Annotated in this window: 16 protein-coding genes, 2 pseudogenes and 1 other annotated feature; of the genes and pseudogenes, 9 read left to right on the top strand and 9 right to left on the bottom strand. The window is 39.5% G+C overall.

The genetic code is table 11. The features are described 5' to 3' along the window. Window positions 1-186: 186 nt before the first annotated feature. From PS1M3_RS06670 to PS1M3_RS06660, 3 genes are read left to right on the top strand one after another with little or no spacing between them, the layout of a single operon-like run. Window positions 187-1,515 carry a GH1 family beta-glucosidase gene (locus tag PS1M3_RS06670; RefSeq protein ID WP_203986897.1) on the top strand — a complete coding sequence of 443 codons (1,329 nt, stop codon included), beginning with the start codon at window positions 187-189 and terminating at the stop codon, window positions 1,513-1,515. Window positions 1,516-1,568: 53 nt separating this feature from the next. Further along, window positions 1,569-2,906 carry a glycoside-pentoside-hexuronide (GPH):cation symporter gene (locus tag PS1M3_RS06665; protein ID WP_203986893.1) on the top strand — a complete coding sequence of 446 codons (1,338 nt, stop codon included), beginning with the start codon at window positions 1,569-1,571 and terminating at the stop codon, window positions 2,904-2,906. A gap of 43 nt (window positions 2,907-2,949) precedes the next feature. Continuing rightward, a complete protein-coding gene (locus PS1M3_RS06660) occupies window positions 2,950-3,951 on the top strand; it encodes a LacI family DNA-binding transcriptional regulator (protein WP_203986891.1) in 1,002 nt (333 codons plus the stop codon). A 48-nt stretch (window positions 3,952-3,999) separates the two neighbouring features. Here PS1M3_RS06660 and PS1M3_RS06655 read toward each other — a convergent pair whose 3' ends face one another. Together PS1M3_RS06655 and PS1M3_RS06650 are read right to left on the bottom strand one after the other, a co-directional pair. Beyond that, window positions 4,000-4,668: a DUF2987 domain-containing protein gene (locus tag PS1M3_RS06655; RefSeq protein WP_203986889.1), complete on the bottom strand. Its 669-nt coding sequence runs from the start codon at window positions 4,666-4,668 to the stop codon at window positions 4,000-4,002. Next, window positions 4,661-5,470, bottom strand: a complete 810-nt coding sequence (locus tag PS1M3_RS06650) for a glucosaminidase domain-containing protein (protein ID WP_203986887.1) — start codon at window positions 5,468-5,470, stop codon at window positions 4,661-4,663. Before PS1M3_RS06650 ends, PS1M3_RS06655 begins: the two co-directional genes overlap by 8 nt. A 169-nt stretch (window positions 5,471-5,639) precedes the next feature. On the opposite strand from PS1M3_RS06650, the gene PS1M3_RS06645 reads away from it, so the two are divergent. Continuing rightward, the gene (locus tag PS1M3_RS06645) at window positions 5,640-6,932 is read left to right on the top strand and encodes an anti-phage deoxyguanosine triphosphatase (RefSeq protein ID WP_203986885.1); all 1,293 of its coding nucleotides are present in this window, start codon (window positions 5,640-5,642) and stop codon (window positions 6,930-6,932) included. Between the two features lie 98 nt (window positions 6,933-7,030). Here the strand turns inward: PS1M3_RS06645 and PS1M3_RS06640 are convergent, their stop codons facing one another. After that, window positions 7,031-9,190 carry a prolyl oligopeptidase family protein gene (locus PS1M3_RS06640; protein WP_203986884.1) on the bottom strand — a complete coding sequence of 720 codons (2,160 nt, stop codon included), beginning with the start codon at window positions 9,188-9,190 and terminating at the stop codon, window positions 7,031-7,033. A 156-nt stretch (window positions 9,191-9,346) separates the two neighbouring features. On the opposite strand from PS1M3_RS06640, the gene PS1M3_RS06635 reads away from it, so the two are divergent. Beyond that, window positions 9,347-9,661, top strand: coding sequence for a DUF962 domain-containing protein (locus tag PS1M3_RS06635; protein WP_203986882.1), 315 nt, complete (start codon window positions 9,347-9,349; stop codon window positions 9,659-9,661). A gap of 79 nt (window positions 9,662-9,740) precedes the next feature. Here PS1M3_RS06635 and PS1M3_RS06630 read toward each other — a convergent pair whose 3' ends face one another. From PS1M3_RS06630 to PS1M3_RS06620, 3 genes are all read right to left on the bottom strand, one after another. Then, window positions 9,741-10,739, bottom strand: a complete 999-nt coding sequence (locus PS1M3_RS06630; protein WP_203986880.1) for a branched-chain amino acid aminotransferase — start codon at window positions 10,737-10,739, stop codon at window positions 9,741-9,743. Window positions 10,740-10,949: 210 nt separating this feature from the next. Then, window positions 10,950-12,002 carry an acyl-CoA desaturase gene (locus tag PS1M3_RS06625; protein ID WP_008127423.1) on the bottom strand — a complete coding sequence of 351 codons (1,053 nt, stop codon included), beginning with the start codon at window positions 12,000-12,002 and terminating at the stop codon, window positions 10,950-10,952. Beyond that, entirely contained in the window at window positions 11,999-13,042 is a 1,044-nt protein-coding gene (locus tag PS1M3_RS06620; RefSeq protein WP_203986878.1) for a ferredoxin reductase, read from the bottom strand. The genes PS1M3_RS06625 and PS1M3_RS06620 overlap by 4 nt, the downstream gene beginning before the upstream one ends. Window positions 13,043-13,443: 401 nt before the next feature. Between PS1M3_RS06620 and PS1M3_RS06615 the strand changes: the two genes are divergently transcribed. The 4 genes from PS1M3_RS06615 (at window position 13,444) to PS1M3_RS06600 (ending at window position 16,353) form a co-directional block, all read left to right on the top strand. Continuing rightward, window positions 13,444-14,607, top strand: coding sequence for a PQQ-dependent sugar dehydrogenase (locus tag PS1M3_RS06615; protein WP_203986876.1), 1,164 nt, complete (start codon window positions 13,444-13,446; stop codon window positions 14,605-14,607). A gap of 143 nt (window positions 14,608-14,750) precedes the next feature. Continuing rightward, on the top strand, window positions 14,751-14,930 hold the full coding sequence (locus PS1M3_RS06610) for a DUF6435 family protein (protein ID WP_010557371.1): 180 nt from the start codon (window positions 14,751-14,753) through the stop codon (window positions 14,928-14,930). Window positions 14,931-15,368: 438 nt separating this feature from the next. After that, window positions 15,369-15,887 carry a hypothetical protein gene (locus PS1M3_RS06605; protein WP_203986874.1) on the top strand — a complete coding sequence of 173 codons (519 nt, stop codon included), beginning with the start codon at window positions 15,369-15,371 and terminating at the stop codon, window positions 15,885-15,887. Window positions 15,888-15,993: 106 nt separating this feature from the next. Beyond that, on the top strand, window positions 15,994-16,353 hold the full coding sequence (locus tag PS1M3_RS06600) for a hypothetical protein (protein ID WP_203986872.1): 360 nt from the start codon (window positions 15,994-15,996) through the stop codon (window positions 16,351-16,353). A gap of 401 nt (window positions 16,354-16,754) precedes the next feature. On the opposite strand, the pseudogene PS1M3_RS06595 reads toward PS1M3_RS06600, so the two are convergent. The 3 genes and pseudogenes from PS1M3_RS06595 to PS1M3_RS06585 form a co-directional block, all read right to left on the bottom strand. Beyond that, window positions 16,755-17,714, bottom strand: a pseudogene (locus PS1M3_RS06595) (IS110 family transposase); the annotation flags it as partial. A 26-nt stretch (window positions 17,715-17,740) separates the two neighbouring features. Then, window positions 17,741-18,960, bottom strand: a protein-coding gene (locus tag PS1M3_RS06590) for an IS3 family transposase (RefSeq protein ID WP_223230517.1) whose coding sequence is annotated in 2 segments (ribosomal slippage) — window positions 17,741-18,672 and window positions 18,672-18,960 — 1,221 coding nt in all. Because the reading frame shifts where the segments join, the coding sequence is not laid out codon by codon here. Beyond that, window positions 18,566-18,682 (bottom strand) — a sequence feature (AL1L pseudoknot). It overlaps the preceding gene by 117 nt. 51 nt (window positions 18,961-19,011) lie before the next feature. Next, window positions 19,012-19,221, bottom strand: a pseudogene (locus PS1M3_RS06585) (IS110 family transposase); the annotation flags it as partial. Window positions 19,222-19,270 lie beyond the last annotated feature (49 nt).

Here is a 19,270-nt window from a genome sequence, read left to right as displayed (position 1 = left end):
TTAAAGAGTTGACCTGAAGGTTAATTAACATTAATCTTAAAAATGTAAGCGCTTTCACAGCTAATTAAATACGAACACGTAACATAATTCAACAATTTTTATTTTTTTATCAAGTCGAGAGTAAGCTACGAGGCAGTAAATATCGGCGCTAAAAGTGCAATTTAGGTTTTAAAAGGTTTGTAACTAATGACTAAAATATCTTTACCAACTCGTTCACCTCTATTAACAAAAGAGTTTATTTATGGTGTAGCAACAGCGTCTTTCCAAATAGAAGGTGGATCAACTCACCGTCTGCCGTGTATCTGGGATACCTTTTGTGATACTCCAGGTAAAATAGCTGATAACTCAAATGGGCATGTTGCATGCGATCATTACAATAATTGGAAACAAGACATAGATTTAATCGAATCATTAGGAGTAGATGCTTACAGACTTTCTATTTCTTGGCCTCGTGTTATTACTAAAAGTGGTGAGCTTAACCCTGAAGGCGTAAAGTTTTACACCGACATCTTAGATGAACTGAAAAAGCGCAATATTAAAGCGTTTGTCACGTTATACCACTGGGATTTACCTCAACACCTTGAAGACGAAGGGGGTTGGTTAAATCGAGAAACAGCTTATGCGTTTGCTCACTATGTTGATTTAATTACCTTGGCATTCGGTGACCGAGTCCATTCATACGCAACCTTAAACGAGCCCTTTTGCAGTGCTTTTTTAGGTTACGAAGTTGGCATTCATGCGCCAGGTAAAGTGGGTAAACAATACGGGCGCAAAGCCGCCCACCATTTGTTATTAGCACATGGGCTTGCCATGACCGTATTAAAGCAAAACTCACCGACGACTTTAAACGGTATCGTGCTTAATTTTACTCCCTGTTATAGCATCTCTGAAGACGCTGATGACATTGCTGCAACAGCGTTTGCAGATGACTACCTAAACCAGTGGTACATGAAACCCATCATGGATGGTACATACCCAGCAATTATTGAACAATTACCGTCAGCACATCTGCCAGATATTCACGATGGTGACATGGCCATTATTTCACAATCAATTGATTATTTAGGTATTAACTTTTACACCCGTCAATTTTATAAAGCGCACCCTACTGAAATATATGAGCCAATAGAGCCTACTGGCCCGCTAACCGATATGGGCTGGGAAATTTACCCTAAATCGTTTACAGAGTTATTAGTCACACTTAACAATACCTATACCCTACCGCCTATTTTTATTACTGAAAATGGCGCAGCGATGCCCGACAGCTATAATAATGGTGAAATCAATGATGTAGATCGACTAGACTACTACAACAGTCACCTAAATGCCGTTCACAATGCAACAGAACAAGGCGTTAGAATAGACGGCTATTTTGCCTGGAGCCTAATGGATAACTTTGAATGGGCAGAAGGTTACTTAAAAAGATTTGGCATAGTTTATGTAGATTACAGCACACAGCAACGTACTATAAAAAATAGTGGCCTAGCCTATAAAGCATTAATCTCAAATAGATAAAAAAACGTATTTATTAACGCAACTAAAAAAACATAAAGCGAGATAAAGCAACCATGGTTAGTGTAAAAGAAAAAATAGCCTACGGATTAGGCGACACCGCCAGTAATATTATTTTCCAAACGGTAATGATGTTCCTAATGCTTTACTATACCGACGTGGTGGGCTTATCTCCCGCTGTTGTTGGTACTATGTTTTTAGCTGTTCGCATTTTTGACGCCGTAACCGACCCCCTAATGGGCAACCTAGCTGATAAAACACATACTCGATGGGGGCATTTTCGCCCTTACCTACTATGGCTTGCGCTCCCTTTTGCCATTATTAGTATTTTAGCGTTTACTACACCAGACTTAGAAGGCACTGACAAAATAATCTATGCCTTTAGCACCTATACCTTACTGATGGTTGCTTACACTGCTATTAATATACCTTATTGCGCACTCGGTGGTGTGTTAACCGCAGACGCAAAAGAACGCGTTACTATTCAATCGTACCGTTTTGTATTTGGGATGCTTGGTGGTGTTATTGTTGCTGGATGCACCATGCCAATGGTTGAGTACTTTGGCCAGGGCGATAACGCTAAAGGTTACCAGCTAACCATGACCGCCATGAGTATTTTAGGTCTTGTGCTGTTTTTACTCTGCTTTTTAGGCACTAAAGAACGTATTCAACAACCCAAAGAACAAAACATCCCTTTTGCTAAAAGTATTCAAGCGCTCATAAAAAACGATCAATGGCGTACCTTGTGTATTGCTGCATTTTTCTTGCTGACTGGCCAAGTACTTAGGCTAACCCTGGCGGTATATTACGTCAAATACTACCTCGGTCGGGAAGATTTAATTACCCTATTTATGACCCTAGGTGTAGTTGCTAGTATGATAGGTTGCGCCGTTGCACAGCCTCTAGCTGCGCGTTTTTGCAAAATAAAGGCCTACATCAGCTTACAACTTATCGCTGCAACTATTTGTGGATTTAGCTATTTTATTGGCAGTGAACAACTGGTTCTCGCGTTTGCTGCTTTTATTCTATGGAAATTCTTTTTAGATATGGCGACCCCACTCCTATGGGCAAAAATGGCTGACACCATAGATTATGGTCACGAAGTAACGGGATTACGGATTACGGGCTTAGTTTACTCAGGTGTTATATTTTTTATTAAGATGGGTGTTGCTGTTGGAGGTGCTATCGCAGGTTGGCTATTATCATTTTACAGTTATCAGGCTGATGTGACGCAAACAATGAGTACTCAGCAGGGAATTTTACTGTCGTTTACTGTACTACCCGCCCTAGGATCCCTTTTTGTAGCATACACAATGAAAAAATATACATTAACTAACCAGGTTGTTGAAAATATTCAATCAAAGCTAACCACAGTCAACAACACTAAGGTATGATTTAGCTGATTAAGTTAAGGGTGAAAGCGAGTCAATAAGTAACATGGCAACAATTTATCAAGTATCAGAGCTTGCAGGTGTATCGTTAGCTACCGTTTCTCGGGTAATGAACAAAAACACAAAAGTAAGTGATAAAACAACTAAAAAAGTGCTCGATGCAATGCAAACATTGGGTTACAAACCTAATTCAATAGCCCAATCCTTAGCATCAAACTGCACTAACAGTGTAGGTATTTTAGTATCTGAATTACATGGTCCTTTCTTCGCCCAAATGATGGCGGGGATTGAGTCTGAGCTTAGAGCTGCCGGTAAACACGTTATTATTACAACCGGCCACAGTGAAGAAGATAAAGAAAAAGAAGGCATCGACTTTTTAATTAGCAGGCGCTGCGACGCCATAATTTTGCATGTTGAAGCAGTGACCGACGAATACCTGATATCGCTCAGTAGAGGCACAACGCCTGTTTATTTAATGAGCCGCTACGTCGAAGAACTCAAAGAGCACTGCATTAGCTTAGATAACAAACTAGGCGGTTATTTAGCAACTAAATCGGTGTTAGAACAAGGCCATACCGAAATTGCTTATATTGCAGGCCCTCAGTTTAAGGCCGATGCTGCAAACCGTTTAGCTGGCCATAAACAAGCCCTTGAAGAAGCCAATATAACGTTTGATCCATCGCTTTATTTTGAAGGTGATTTTAACGAAACCGGAGGAAGTTCAGCGCTTGAGCACCTCATTAATAGTAAGCTAAATTTTACCGCTCTTGTGTGCGCAAACGACGAGATGGCCTCCGGTGCAATGAAATATGCCCGAGAGCACGGCTATCACCTACCCAACGATTTATCGATAGTCGGATTTGATAACGTAATATTTGCAAACTACCTCTACCCGACACTAACAACGATTGATAACCCGGTAGGTAAAATGGGTGAAATGGCCGCAAAACTCGTTCTAAAAGATGTATACCAAACAAAAAATATTAAAATAAATCGTTTTTTTGAACCCACACTTATGCAGCGTGACTCTTCAGCGCCACTAAAATAAAAAAAGCGGCTAATGCCGCTTTATTGTATTCCACTGCAACGTTTACCGTTACTTTGCAATCCAGGGAGTGACTTTTAATACATTACTAATTTCACCGAACGATTGGCTATCCTCTTCCCAATTATCGTCAATATCAAAATAACAAATCGATTCCTCGCAGGTTACGTTTTCATCATTAATGCTTATTGGGTTTTTGAAGGTAACCGCCACACCTTTTTGCTCAGGTAATAAAAACCACATTAATTTACTAACAAAAAAACCAGACAAATCAGTTAGCAATTCATCCAACTCATCATTAATGGTATATAACGCATGTTTTGAAAAGGCTAAATCGTCAAACTCGTTAGCTTCTATTTGTAGCTTTAACTGACAATCATGTTCAGGGTTTTGTGGCTCTATAACAATAACGGCTTTATCTGAATCAAGTTGCTTATCAAAAGGCAACAACAGCTGTGCGCTATCTGTGAAGTTAAGCGGATACTCGTTATTCTCTGTTAAAATGGTTCCGTTTTTTATTGCGCATGCCTCATTAGTAGCAATGTCGCTTATGTAAAAGTTGACACGGGCATATTGAAAATCCCCTTTATTAACTACTTTTAAACGGTCATAAAAACCATCGTACGACATTACAAACTCTCTGGCGTTGGCGTAAAATGCACTTAAGCTCAACAAAAAAAGTAAACTCGCGTAAAAGTGACCTGTCATATATTTATTCATCAAAATAAGCTCTGTTTTGTCTAATCATCGTATTTAACTCCTCAATGTATGCCTCGCCTCGTTCAGAGTAAGACATCAAACCATGAGTTAGTTTGGTTGCTAATACTGGCTTTTTTTCACGGCGCAGGTTTTCACGTATGCCTCGTAACTCTTTGTAAGCGCCGTGGGTATTTATATTTCTGAAATAAGAGCTTACTGCAGCACGCACCGATTGAAATGCAGCGACTTCGTGTGCTGCGCCAGTGTTACGACGCTTTGGCACCATGCCGCAACCTTTTGAGTAACACCACTGACCAAAAAAATTCAGACCAATTCGCGCAAACCGAGAGGTCCCCCAAGCTGACTCATTTGCAGCTTGCATTAATGCCATTTCTTTAGGAATAATATCAACACGGCGCAAAGCCTGAGTTAGCACAAGTGTGTTAACCGTTTCAGGTAAGCCATATTGTTTAAGGATTTTTACAATATCTTTGTTTTGTTTCTCTTCAAGCGATAGGTTGTTTTCAAGCATCATACGGGCTATTTCTAGCTTGGCACGTTGTTGTAATATTTTTTTATTTTCAGCCTCAACATGAGGGCGAATAAAATCAAAAAATGCGCGTTTTTTCTCTTTTACATCGGTAAATTCAGAAAATTTAGGCAACGTGACATTGTGTAACGGCTTTTCTTTTTTCTTCACTTTTTTAGCTTGTTCACTGGTGATTTGATCTACGCTATCGGTTTCATCACTTTGTACAAACGGGTACGCAAGCGCCCATATAAAAAGGATGGCTAACAAAAACTGAAAGATAATCTTAAGCATGTATTGTCTCATTCAAACAACTATTTATGTATGGTAACTACACACACATACGAACCTTCATTATACCTAAGCCACTATATAAACGCGAATTACAAAAATATGTTCATTCGCAATTTATAAGTGCATGGGTATACTAAGCACTAAACAGGTTAAATAGTGGTTTAGCAGTATGGACAAAGTTTGGCAAAGTAGAATAATAGAGCAATATAAACACAGACCTAACGACAACCGTTCACCTTGGCAGGTTGACCGCTCAAGAATCATTCATGCCGCTGCGTTTAGGCGCTTACAAGCTAAAACACAAATTATGGGGATTGGCCTAAACGACTTTTATCGTACCCGCCTTACTCATTCTTTAGAGGTGTCACAAATTGGCACTGGTATTTTAAGGCACTTAAAGACACAACATAGTGATTTTAGTCATTTTCCATCAACCGGTTTACTCGAAACACTCTGTTTGGCTCACGATATTGGCCACCCACCATTTGGCCACGGAGGTGAAATTGCCCTTAACTATATGATGCGAGACCATGGTGGCTTTGAAGGAAACGCTCAAACTTTACGAATAGTTGCTAAGCTAGAGCCCTACAGTAATGGTTATGGTATGAACCTTACACGCCGTACATTACTCGGGTTTATTAAATACCCAGCATTTATAAACGAGTTGTGGCACACCATACCCGATACGCGTAACTCACGTGCTTTTATCAAAGCCGATGATTGGCGCCCTGCCAAAGGGTTATACCAAGACGACGCACACATATTTAACTGGATTGTTGAACCATTAAGCCAAAACGACAGAACGTTATTAAATACTCACGCAACAATAGATAAACACCGCGCTAAAACACTTTATAAATCCCTCGACAGCGCCATAATGGAACATGCCGACGATATAGCATACGCCGTACACGATTTAGAAGACGCCATTGCAACCCGTGTTTTGACATTAGATGATTGGCAAACGCATGCACTCCCGCACTTGCAAGCGCTTAATTTTGAGTGGCTGAATACCTTGCTTGAAACGTTAACATCTCGACTATTTTCAAAAAATGATTTTGAACGAAAAGACGCCATAGGTGAGCTGGTAAACACCTTCATTATTCACATTCATCTAGACATACAAAACGAAGCATTTGAATGCCCTATTTTAAAATACACTGCTAAGCTGCACCCAGAGTATGAAAACGTACTACAGATACTCAAGCACTTTGTATTTCAACGCTTAATTCGCGACCCTGAAATGCAACAGATTGAGTTTAAAGGGCAAAACCTACTCATTGAATTGTTTACAGCGTTTGCAAGCGATCCGCTTCGTTTGTTACCCGAAACAACGCAAGCGCAATATATTGAGGCTCAAAAACATAATCAAGGCATGCGCATTATTTGTGACTACTTAAGTGGTATGAGTGATGAATACGCATATAAAACCTATCAGCGATTATTTTTGCCTGCGCAGTAGTTAATAAATAGGTTTTTGACTCCAAAATAAAGTTAATAAAAAAGCCGAGTAAATTTACTCGGCTTTTGTATTTTAAAACAAGGTAACGTTAACGCATTTTATAGCTCTTTAACACCCATGTTATATAGCGTAAAACCAAACATATCTGCGTATAAATCTATAACTTTGCTGGTTGGTGTGCCCGCCCCATGACCCGCATTTGTTTCAATACGAATAAGTGTAGGGTTATTTCCAGCCTGCTTAGCTTGTAATTCAGCAGCAAATTTAAATGAATGAGATGGCACCACACGATCATCGTGATCACCAGTTGTTACCATAGTGGCAGGATATTCAACGCCCGCTTTAACGTTATGCAATGGCGAGTAAGCTTTTATATATTCAAACATTTCTTTACTTTGCTCACTAGTACCGTAGTCGTATGCCCAACCAGCGCCCGCTGTAAATGTATGGTAACGCAGCATATCAAGTACGCCTACCGCTGGTAATGCAACTTGAAATAAGTCAGGTCGCTGCGTCATCACCGCACCGACTAATAAACCACCATTTGAACCACCGCGCAGTGCTAAACGCTTTTTAGAGGTGTACTTTTTATCTTGTAAGTACTCTGCCGCGGCAATAAAGTCGTCAAACACGTTTTGTTTTTGCATTTTTGTACCAGCGTTATGCCAGTCTTTACCGTATTCACCACCACCACGAATATTAGCAACGGCATACACCCCACCTTGTTCAAGCCAAAGCGCGTTAACGGGGCTAAAACTTGGCGTTAAACTTACATTAAAACCACCGTAACCGTATAAAATAGTCGGGTTTGAACCGTCTAATTTTATACCCGTTTTGTAAGTGATGATCATCGGCACTCTAGTACCATCTTTTGAGGTATAGAAAACTTGCTCAGAGGTGTAATCATTACTGTTGAAATCGATTGCCGATTCACGATAGACCTTTGACTCGCCAGTGCTTACATCAAACGAAAAAGTAGTCCCTGGGGTTTTATAGTTAGTAAACGAGTAATAAAGCGTTGATTGATCTTTTTTACCACGAAAACCACGTGCACTCCCTACGCCGGGTAAGTTAATTTCACGTATTAACTCACCTTGCTTATTATATTGTTTAACATGCGAAATGGCATCAACCATGTAATTAGCAAAAAAAGTATCTCCGCCTTTACTTAGGCTAAGAACGTTATCGGTTTCTGGAATAAAATCGACCCAATTTTCAGGCGCTGGGTTATTTGCATTTACCGTGACCACTTTTTTATTGGGTGCGTTTAAGTTTGTAACTAAGTAAAGCTTATCGCCGTCGTTATCAATTACAGAAGTATCTGAATCTGAGTTACCAACAACAGTAACAAAATCACTATTTTCTTTACTTAAGTCTTTTATAAACAGTTTGTTTCCAGACGTTGAAACACTGGCAGAAATTAGCAAGTATTTGCCATCATCTGTCACATCGGCGCCAACGTAACGATGCTTTTGTGCCTCGCTGTCGCCAAATACAACACGATCGTCATCCTGCGATGTGCCTAAAGCATGATAATACACTTTATGTTGATCTGTTTTAGCCGATAGTTCACTGCCTTTTGGTTTATCGTAGCTTGAGTAATAAAATCCTTCGTTGCCTAACCAATCAATACCACTAAATTTCACATCAACTAAAGCTTGCTCTACTTGCTCTTTAGTGTGTGTATCAATAACAATAATTTCACGCCAATCACTGCCCCCTTCAGAAACTTGATACGCTAATAAACTACCATCTTTAGAAAACGATAAACCCGACATAGACGTTGTACCGTCGTCGCTAAATTTATTAGGATCTAAAAATACCTCTGGCGCTTCATCGCCTTTGCTGCGGTATAAAACATATTGATTTTGTAAGCCATCGTTTTTATAAAAGTAGGTGTAACCGCCCTCTTCAAATGGCGCACCTATTTTTTCGTAATTCATCAGCTTTTCAAGGCGCTCTTTGAGCTTGTTTCTGTAAGGGATTTGTTCTAAGTATGAAAAAGTAGCCGTATTTTGCGCTTTTACCCAATCAGCAGTCTCTGCACTCATATCGTCTTCTAACCAACGATAAGGATCGGCAACGTTTTCTCCAAAATAGGTATCAACTACATCCCCTTTTTTGGTTTCGGGATACACGACTGAGTTAACTTGATTCATAGATGATTTTACTTCTTTTTGATCTGATGTATTGGTTGGCTCTGAACAACCACTAAGTGCCAATAATACAGCACATGCAAGAGTACGTTTGAGTAACATAATTTGTGTTCTTTTTATTGAATAAGTAGTAGGAATAACTTATGAGTTTTTTAAGCTTATGTCTATTAAGATGCGTTAAGTGCCATTTATCGCTGTAAACAAGTGTAAACTTACGCTTTAATAGTAAAAACATACAATAAAAATAAAGCGTGATTTATGGAAAAACAAGAACCCACTTTCAACAGTTTTAAAGCTTTTTACCCTTATTATTTAAAGGAGCATCGCAACGAAACCTGCAGGCGTTTGCATTTTATAGGAAGCTTATTAGTACTTATGGTTATTATTAGTGCATTATTAAGTCAAAAATTTGCGCTATTGTGGCTGCTACCCATTATTGGTTATGGCTTTGCGTGGGTTGGGCATTTCTTTTTTGAAAAAAACCGACCAGCTACGTTTAAACACCCATTTTATAGTTTGTGGGGAGACTGGGTTATGTTTAAAGATATACTAACCGGAAAAATAAAATTTTAATAAATTAATAAAGTTGCTCGCACCAAAAAGCCACCTTAATTAGGTGGCTTTTTGGTGCGAGTAACGCGGGTGTTTAACGCTATACCACTTTAGTTAACCATCCATGTTTATCTTCTGATTTACCCCATTGAATGTCGTTCAATGCTTGGCGCAAACGTGCCGTTGTTGGCCCAGGCTCTCCTGTGCCTACTTTATATTCTTTATCGTTATTAATAAACGTTCCCACTGCCGTTAATACCGCAGCAGTACCTGAAAGCGCAGCTTCTGTGCCTGGTTTTGCAGCACGCTCTAAAAGTTCAGTCACTGTAAAATTACGTTCGCTTACAGTCATGCCTAAATCTTTAGCAATCGTTAAAATACTATTACGCGTTACGCCATGTAAAAAGGTGGAGTCGAGCGCTTTGGTTATAATTTCGTTACCATCAATCAAAATAAAGTTTGCAGCACCGGTTTCTTGTACATCACCACCTGGGCAAAATAATATTTGATCTGCTTGATACTGTTTACGTGCAGCGCTAATTGGGCCAAGAGCACTGGCGTAGTTACCGCCGCTTTTAACCATGCCCATATGAGGTGCACAGCGCATACCATCTTCTTCAAGTAACACACGTAATGCCGTAGCACCACCAGCAAAATAATCACCTACTGGTGAAAGTAAAGTGTACAACAATGAGCTCATTGAAGGAGCTGCCGCCTTACCAATTGCCGCTTCTGTGCCTATATGTGTTGGGCGAATATACATAGAGCCAGGCGGTAATGGGGTTTCATCGGCATATTGGCGAACAATATCAATAATCATCGTTTTAAGCATATCGCCATCAAAACTTGGCAAGCTTAAAAGTGCAGAGCTTTGCTGCATACGTGCTATGTTTGCATCCATTCTAAAAATATAAACAGACCCATCTTCATGACGAAATGCTTTTAAGCCCTCAAAACAGGTGCTTGAATAATGAAGAACGTGTGCACCAGCATGAAACTCAAGCTTATCGCATGGAACAACTGAGGTTTCGCTCCACTGATTATCTGAAAAACGAGCTTGAATCATCTGTGGCATAAACACAGTACCAAATGCGGCCATTTTTTATCTCTCTTGTGTGGTCTATTTTTCTCCATTGTATGACAATCACGCATCAATTAACCATAGCTAAAGTAACGGATTTTTAATTAACAATAAGAAAAAACCAATCGCACTGTATGTTTATTAAGCACAACAGCAAAAAACCGGCATATGCGCTTACACATGCCGGTTTATGTTTTAGCTTTTTAAGGCGCTTAATGCACCCTATCACTATTTAAATGAGTATCTAATAATTCGCTTTAACACCGAGCCGTATTGTTTAAAAAATCCGCCAGTGTGGTAATCAATCCCGTGCTTTTGCATAACTGCCTGTACCTGAGGTGCCACCTCTTGATATCGCGACGACGGCATATCAGGAAATAAGTGGTGCTCAATCTGGCAACTCAAATGGCCCGTTAAAATATGAAACCAGTTTGCCCCTTTAATATTAGACGAGCCTAATACTTGACGATAATACCACTGGCCTTGGGTTTCGTTTACGCAGTCTTGTTCTTTAAATGTTTCGGTTTCTTCGGTAAAGTGGCCACAAAATATAATTGTCGATGTCCATAAGTTACGAAGCAAATTTGCTACTAAATTACCCGCTAACACCCATAAAAACAGTGGCCCTGCAAGTAATGGGAAGATCACATAATCTTTAATTAACTGGCGAGCGCCTTTACTAAAAAAACGCTGCTTTAAAGTAGCATGCGATACACCCCCTTCACGATTTTCTTTCTTTTTACCTATAAAAACACGCTCTGCTGCCAGCTCATGGTATGACACACCCCACTGAAACAAGACACTTAAATTTATGTAAGTAAAAAACTGCCACACATTTTTAAAACGCCACTTAAAATCATCACTCAAACGTAACAACCCGTAGCCAAAATCACGGTCTTTTCCAATAATGTTAGTGTATGTGTGGTGCTCAAAATTGTGAACCCGATGCCAGCTTTGGCCATCGCAGGCTATGTCCCATTCGTATTGCTGAGAATTAAGCTGTTTGTCGTTCATCCAATCGTATTGACCATGCATAACATTGTGGCCAATTTCCATATTATCGAGAATTTTAGCCAAAGCCAGTAACAAAACACCGGCAACCCAAAGTAAAGGCTGAATAAATCCAAGCATTAATAGTATTCGCCCACTCCACTCACATAGTCTTTGCTTTCGAACGACAGAGCGAATGTAGTCAGCATCTTTTTGCCCTACTTTAGCAAGCGTATTCATTTTTATAGTATCTAAATCGCTTGCAAGCTGATCAAAGTTTATGTTTTTCATAATTGTAACTCCAAATCACTCACCGGTTGGCTTATACAAAGTTGGATTAATTGCTCACCGTTGTCTGACATTTCACCTGTTTTTAAATTACGTACTATTCCCGACTTTTTAATACATTGGCACTGATGGCAAATACCAATTCCGCAGCCACGCTTTACCGGTAATTTTTTAACTTCAAACTGGCTAAGAAGTACATCATTTCCTTCAACTATATGAGCTTGGCTGTTTACCTTTACAGTAAACTGATCTTCATTGTTTACTTTGGGTAACGCTAAACCAAATGCTTCTTGGTAATAATTAAGATCATGTTTTTGAGCAAACGCTTGTACCGTTTGCATAAACCCTAGCGGCCCACAGCAATATATATCTGGATTGTCCCAATGTTTAATATTGCTAGTAATGTCGCTCGACTGCTCACGAGTTAACAATAAAAATGAAAAATGACTAAATTGTGTGGCTAATTCACGCAACTCATCAACACATTGATGTTCGCCCGATTTTGCGTAATACACTAAATTTATTGCTTTGGTTGTTTGCGCTAAATAATCGTCAAGCATTGCTAGCATCGGCGTTATACCAGACCCACCAGCTATTAATGTGGCAGGAGTATGTGTATTTTTAAATACAAACTCACCCGTTGCAGCAGATATGTTGCACCATGTTCCCGCTTTTGCTTTGTTATTTAATAAACCGGTAAATCGTCCTTGTTCGCTTGTTTTAATTAACAAACGTATAAATCCCGTTTCGTTGAAATATTTAACGCTTGAAGCAACTGTAAAAACGCGCGTTAATAATCGTCCATTCATTTCAATGGTCAAACTAACATGCTGCCCTGCGGTATGTGCGGGCCATTGTTTGCTTGGTTTTAGCTGCAAACTCAAAAATTCACCATTCAATGAGTCTGAACTCATCAATTGCGCTCTAAATTGCCCTGCACGCCAAGCAGGTTTAAACATTTGCATTATTGGCTCTATGTAGCCTGCAAACGTTTGATGGTGTAAAAACCACGTTGAAAATTGGTTTAATGCCTGCGTAAACATTGTAATAAAATCTCTATATTGGTTTATTGCTCAATGGTTTGCACGAACTGGGTGTTAGCACAAATCAGAACCTTAACTATTTGAGCCTACAAGTGTACGCTCAAACTTCAGCGCACAAGTGTACGCTGAAAATTCAAGTTTTCAACCCTAATAGAGTGTTTATTCCATTATTTTTGTTAAAAAATACGAACAAAAAACAAACTAAACTAAATTTATAAACGTATTTCAAAACTAAATAAAATATAAAAAATACTTTACTGAGTGAGCTAACTATTTCTAATACTGTGTGAGTGATATATGTAACTAGCTAAAATTAAAGAATTTTCACTTATCGCAACGCTTAGCAAATTTTTACAGCTCGTGCTAACGTAAACCTAATTTGATTAATTTTGGAAAATAACATGCTCAATATAAAATCAAAAAAATATACACATTCTTTTAAGGGTGCCGTGCTAACAGCAGCTTTATTGACGCTGCCTACAATGTCAGTAAATGCAGTTGATTTTAAAAAGCTGCCGAGTTTGCCGCTTAATGTGAAAGCAGTAGACGTTGCAGAAGGTGTAAGTATTCCTTGGGCAATCGAAGCACTATCAAATGGTGATTTATTAATTACGGAGCGAAGTGGAATACTATTTTTATTACGTAAAAACACCTCAACGCTTATTCAAGTAAAAGGATTGCCCGATATAGATGCTAACGGCCAAGGCGGTTTGCTTGATTTAGCACTGCATACCGATAATAAAAATAGTCAATGGCTTTACCTTACTTACTCAAGCGCTGAAGGCAAAGGCAGTGGTAGTAACACTGCATTAATGCGCGCAAAATTAAGTGATGACCATACTCAGCTATTAGAGCCACAAGTTTTATACAAAGGTGAGCATAACAGTACGAAAGGTCAGCACTACGGCAGTCGTATTGTGTTTGATAAACAAGGTTATGTTTATTTTTCGATCGGGGATCGTGGCTCGCGCGACCAAAACCCGCAAGATCTTAGCCGTGATGGGGGCAAAATTTATCGTCTTCATTTAGATGGTCGTATTCCAACAGATAATCCCTTTGTAAAACAAACAGACGCTAAACACGCTGTTTGGTCATACGGACATCGAAACCCGCAAGGTATGTGGTTTGACGCTGAAAATAATCGTCTTTGGGCACATGAGCATGGCCCCCGAGGTGGCGACGAACTTAATTTAATAAAATCAGGATTAAACTACGGATGGCCATTAGTTAGCTATGGCGTAAATTATAGCGGCACTTCGTTTACAGACCTGCAAACAAAAGACGGCATGCAATCGCCAACATCACAATGGACGCCATCTATAGCACCATCAGATATGCTATTCGTCACCAGCGACAAATACCCTAAATTAAAAGGTAAAGTACTGTTATCGTCTATGAAGTTTTCGTTTTTAAGCGCACTAACGCTTGAAAACGATATATTAAAAAGCCAAGAAAAAATATTAGAAGGCATTGGCCGCGTAAGAAGCTTAGCTCAAGGTGAAGATGGTTACATTTACTTAGGCCTAGATGGCCAAGGTATTAAACGCCTAGAGCCTGAGCTATAAAACCGTTTAGTAAGCGCAGCATAGTAAATAATTCACTTACCTTGTTTTAATTTAACAAGGTAAGCGCCTTACTGCCAAAAGAACCTTTTAGCTGTTTGTAGCGTATGGTAGTACTATCACTTTTATAAAATTAAGCGAGTCCCATGTTTTCGATATTCAAATCAGACCCTACAAAAAAGTTACGTAAAGAGTACGACGCCAAATTAGAGCAAGGCATGCAAGCTCAGCGTAAAGGCGACATTAAAAGTTACGCCATGTTAAGCGAAGAAGCCGAAAAAATCTGGAGTGAGATAGAAGCGCTTGAGGCAAAAAAAGCCAAGTGAATTCGTATTAAACGTGTTTGCCCGTTTCAAAAGCAGGTAGACGTGTTTAGTAAATAATTCATTACCTCTTTGTTTTACAGCTACCTCCCGCAAAAAATCTACCTTTTTAATAGCCTTACACAAACAATTGTATTTAAAGTAGTTACTTATATTACCGTTGCCATTTTTTAGAGGTGGTAAAATGGTTTAAAAAAGCTTTTGCTTTTCATTTTAAATTTTTAATTACTGCATTTAATAAAGCGATGGCGTTTATCCTCCTAAGTCAGAAAGTGAGGGAACTTTCCCCTTTTCTGCCTGTTGTTAATTAACAGCCCGACTTAAAGTTTAATACTCGCAATGTGTTACAGGATTTGTTATTAATATTAAAAATAAATAAGAGGACATACATTGCTCATAAAAAGAGGAAAGTGTCCTCTGATAAAGTTGTTAGCTGTACATATGAAAACTGATAAAACTTCTCAATTATTGTGGTTCATTTTCCTGATTCTAGGTATCTGGTTTTCAATCGAAACAGTGAATAGAACTTTCTATGGTTTTGAGCTTGTGTTTTGTACTGCTGTGATTGGTTTGGCTGCAGGGTTTATCATCCATAAAAAGCGTAATACGTCTGAATTATGGAATAGTTTTGTTGATAGAAGAAGCTTTTTTAGAAGCCAAAGAAGAACAACATATATGTTCTTTTGTCTGGCTGTTGTAGGTTTCTCAAGCTCATATATATTAGTTGGCGAGACAGTAAGTATAAATGTTGAAATAACTGACAAAAGAGTCAGCAAAGGAAAATCGACTAGTTATATCTTGGCTATCGCTCCAGAGGATCTTGGCCCATTAGATTTAAAAGTTGGCGAAGATTTTTGGATCTCTCAATCCGCAGGAAACATACTCACGATTGAAGTTCAAGAAAATATTTTTGGTTTTTATGTGGTTACGGATTACAGTACAGCTAACAAAGCAAATTAAAAAGTGCAGACAAAAAACAGTTGGCTTTGTTCGTTCCTCACAAATTTTAGCCAACTATTTTTAGCCGTTTATTTGCGGAGTTAGGTTTTAAGGAAGATTCATTTAAATGGGAAGTTGGGATAAAGCTATTTTAAAAAGTATTGGGTGGGGATTGTTTTTAATTACCGCATATTACTTTTATGAGGTTGGTTTCCCAAATCATTCAGCCAGTGATTATGCCGCTCTATTTATATTTTTTATTGGCTCATATTTAGTATTATCATTTGGTGGCTGGCTTCTAATCGGTATGCCCATTCATTGGTATTTATGTAAAACATCTAAAACAGGTTTCATCTATTACCCGTTGTTAGCTTTGACTTTATCAATAATCTTACTACTCCTTACCAGCATCGAGGCTGCAATAGTATTGGGCGGAGCAGCTATTTTTCAAGCTAGCATTTTTAGGCATTATGTATTTAAAACCTGACAAGTAACTAAAGCGGGACAAATAAAGCTTGGCTTTTGTCGCTGCGCTCAAAATTTTAGCCAAGCTAATTATTTGCCCCTTAGTTGGGCGTTGGTATGACTCCCATTGTCAAGTTAAACGCACTGATCCTTGCCTAACTTTTTAAGCCATAATTATTTTAGCTCGAATTAGAGCGAGTTAATACATAGGATGAAGCAAGTAATGTCGTCGGTTATCTTGCTGATATTCGTTGGTTATTACTATTTCTAGTAACAGAGCAGACCTTACTTATTTCGTCGTGGCACCTGTCTTCAGTCTATGTTCGTGGTTCAATGCAGCGTTAGCTGCATTGCCATCCTAACGCCGTCGGTGGTTGTGCCACACCCGATGCTTGATCCCATGCATTAACTCTAATTCTTTTATCATGCGGGTACTCTTGCCAATCTAAGTTTTTTATTCACTGGCGTAAGCACCACTTCTCTTGCAATAGCCCATATGTACGCAATCATTTCTCGGGCAATGGCGGTAACAACCAGATTGTAGTGTTTCCCTTTGGCTATCATTTTTTTATAGCGTTTGCAGAGCCTAATCTGTGCTTTCCACGCAATATCAATAATGTCCTTTGGTAAACCTTCTTGTCGTTTTTGCATATCTGTGGATATATTTGCTGCATAGCGATAAGTATGTGCACCTTCCACAAGAAGGCGCCTTGCTCGGCCGTTCCCGCATTTTGTGATGGCGCCAATATGGCGTTTGCCACCACTCGAGTGTTCACTGGGTACAAGACCGAGATAACTCATTAATTTGCGGGGATGGTCGAAACGCGATAAATCGCCAAGCTCAGCAACAACGCCAGTGGCGACCAACAAACGGACACCACGCATAGCTTGTATTGCTTTTACTACAGGATAATAACGCCACTGGTGAACGTGGTGTGTTAGTTCATTATCTAGCCGCTCAAGTCGGCTTATTCGTTCGGTAATTGTGTGTAAAAATTCTTGTAAGACGATGTGCTGAGCGGGGTGTGGCAACACAAGCTCAGTGAGCCAACGTAAATGTTTTTGTGACCAATTCGCAGTGCCTTTGTAATTAATATTATTGCGAAGCAGCAGCGCCTTTAATTGATATTTGGCATCTTTTAAATCCTTCATGGCTACTTCGCGTGCACGAGATAAATCACGTACAGCTTCATCTTCAGGCTCAGGAACATAGATAGGTGTTAAATCTTCAGACTTAAGTAATTTAGCAAGCTTAAGGGCATCACGTTTATCGGTTTTAATTTTCTCACCAGGTTTTTTAGGAATAAGAGAAGGTGCAACCACATAACAGCAATGGCCAAGGCTGGTAATTAATCGGTAAATCCAATAACTGAATCGCCCCGAGTTCATCGGAGACCAGTTTGTTTAAGTCAGGCCACTTTACCTGACTCGTTTAAATTATCATAGTAGTCTGTTTCATATTGAGCTGGTGAAATATACCCAATTGAAGATAATAAGCGTTGATTATTAAACCAATTGACCCACTCTAACGTTGCGTATTCAACAGCATCAACATTCTTCCACGGGCCATTTCTGCGAATAATCTCTGTTTTAAATAATCCATTTATTGTTTCAGCCAATGCATTGTCATAAGAGTCACCCACACTGCCTACAGACGCTTGAATTCCAGCTTCAGCAAGTCGCTCAGTGTATCGTATAGACAAATATTGGCTGCCTCTGTCGCTGTGGTGAATTAACCCTTCGGGGTTGCCACGATGCCAAATAGCTTGCTCTAACGCATCAAGAATAAGCTCTGTGTGCATTGTCGTTGATACACGCCAACCTACAATGTATCGTGAAAAAACATCTATCACGAAAGCGACATAAACAAACCCACTCCATGTGGCAACATAGGTGATGTCAGCTACCCAAAGTTGATTTGGCTGCTCAGCAGTAAATTGACGATTAACTAAATCAAGTGGCTTATCTTGTTGCTCGTCAGGTATCGTTGTCTTATGTGCTTTACCCCGACGAACACCTTGAATTCCCATAACTCGCATCAATCGTTCGACTGTACAGCGGGCGACTTGATGGTCGTCAAGCTGTAGCTGCTTCCATATTTTTCTTGCACCATAAACTGACATATTATCCTCCCACACTTCGCGAATGAGTATTATCAGCTCAGCATCACGCTTTTTGCGGTTAGACAGTCGCTCAGGCTCTCTTTGTATCTGTTTATGAGAATAATACGTTGATGGTGCAATCGGCAATTCCTTGCAAATTGACTCGACACCGTAATGCTCTCTGCAAGCATCAATAAAATCCACTATTACTTCTGTTTGCGGTCGAGCTCCGCTTGGGCGAAAAAAGCGGCAGCTTGCCTCAGGATATCATTCGTTCGCTTGAGCTCTTTATTCTCGCGCTCTAAGACGGCAAGGCGTTCTTCAGTTGATTGCGTATTAGAAGAGGGTTTAGACGGTTGAGCTTGAGATTTCTTGACCCATGCTCTAAGTGTTTCTGGGGTACATCCCAGTTTATCTGAAATCGATACTAGCGCAGCCCAAAGAGAAGGGTATTCATGCTGTTGTGTGGTAACAAGCCTAATTGCACGTTCACGAAATTCTGATGTATAGCGATTTGATTTTTTCATAGTTCCAGTTTCTCAAGTTATTGAGTCTCTGGCAAACACGGGGCGATTCAAACCACATGGGCCAGCTTCATAAACAAAATGAAGTGTTGCGCCAGGGTATTTCGATTCGAACTGGCGAACAAGCTTTTGAACGGCCATTTTGGAAGACGAAACTCGGCCAAGATGAACAGGTTGCGCACCTCTATGTTCTTCAATATAGGCAACTTCATTGAATTCTTTATGTGTATCAAGACCGATAAAAAGTATGCTATGTTTATTCATGTTAGCCTCTGCTGTTTAGTTAATTGACAAACTAATTATGGCTCTGGCT

It is taken from the genome of Pseudoalteromonas sp. PS1M3 (assembly GCF_016865405.1).
GTDB lineage: Bacteria > Pseudomonadota > Gammaproteobacteria > Enterobacterales > Alteromonadaceae > Pseudoalteromonas > Pseudoalteromonas marina.
The sequence above is the reverse complement of the archived record's forward strand: the minus strand, read 5'-3'. Positions and strand labels throughout refer to the sequence as shown.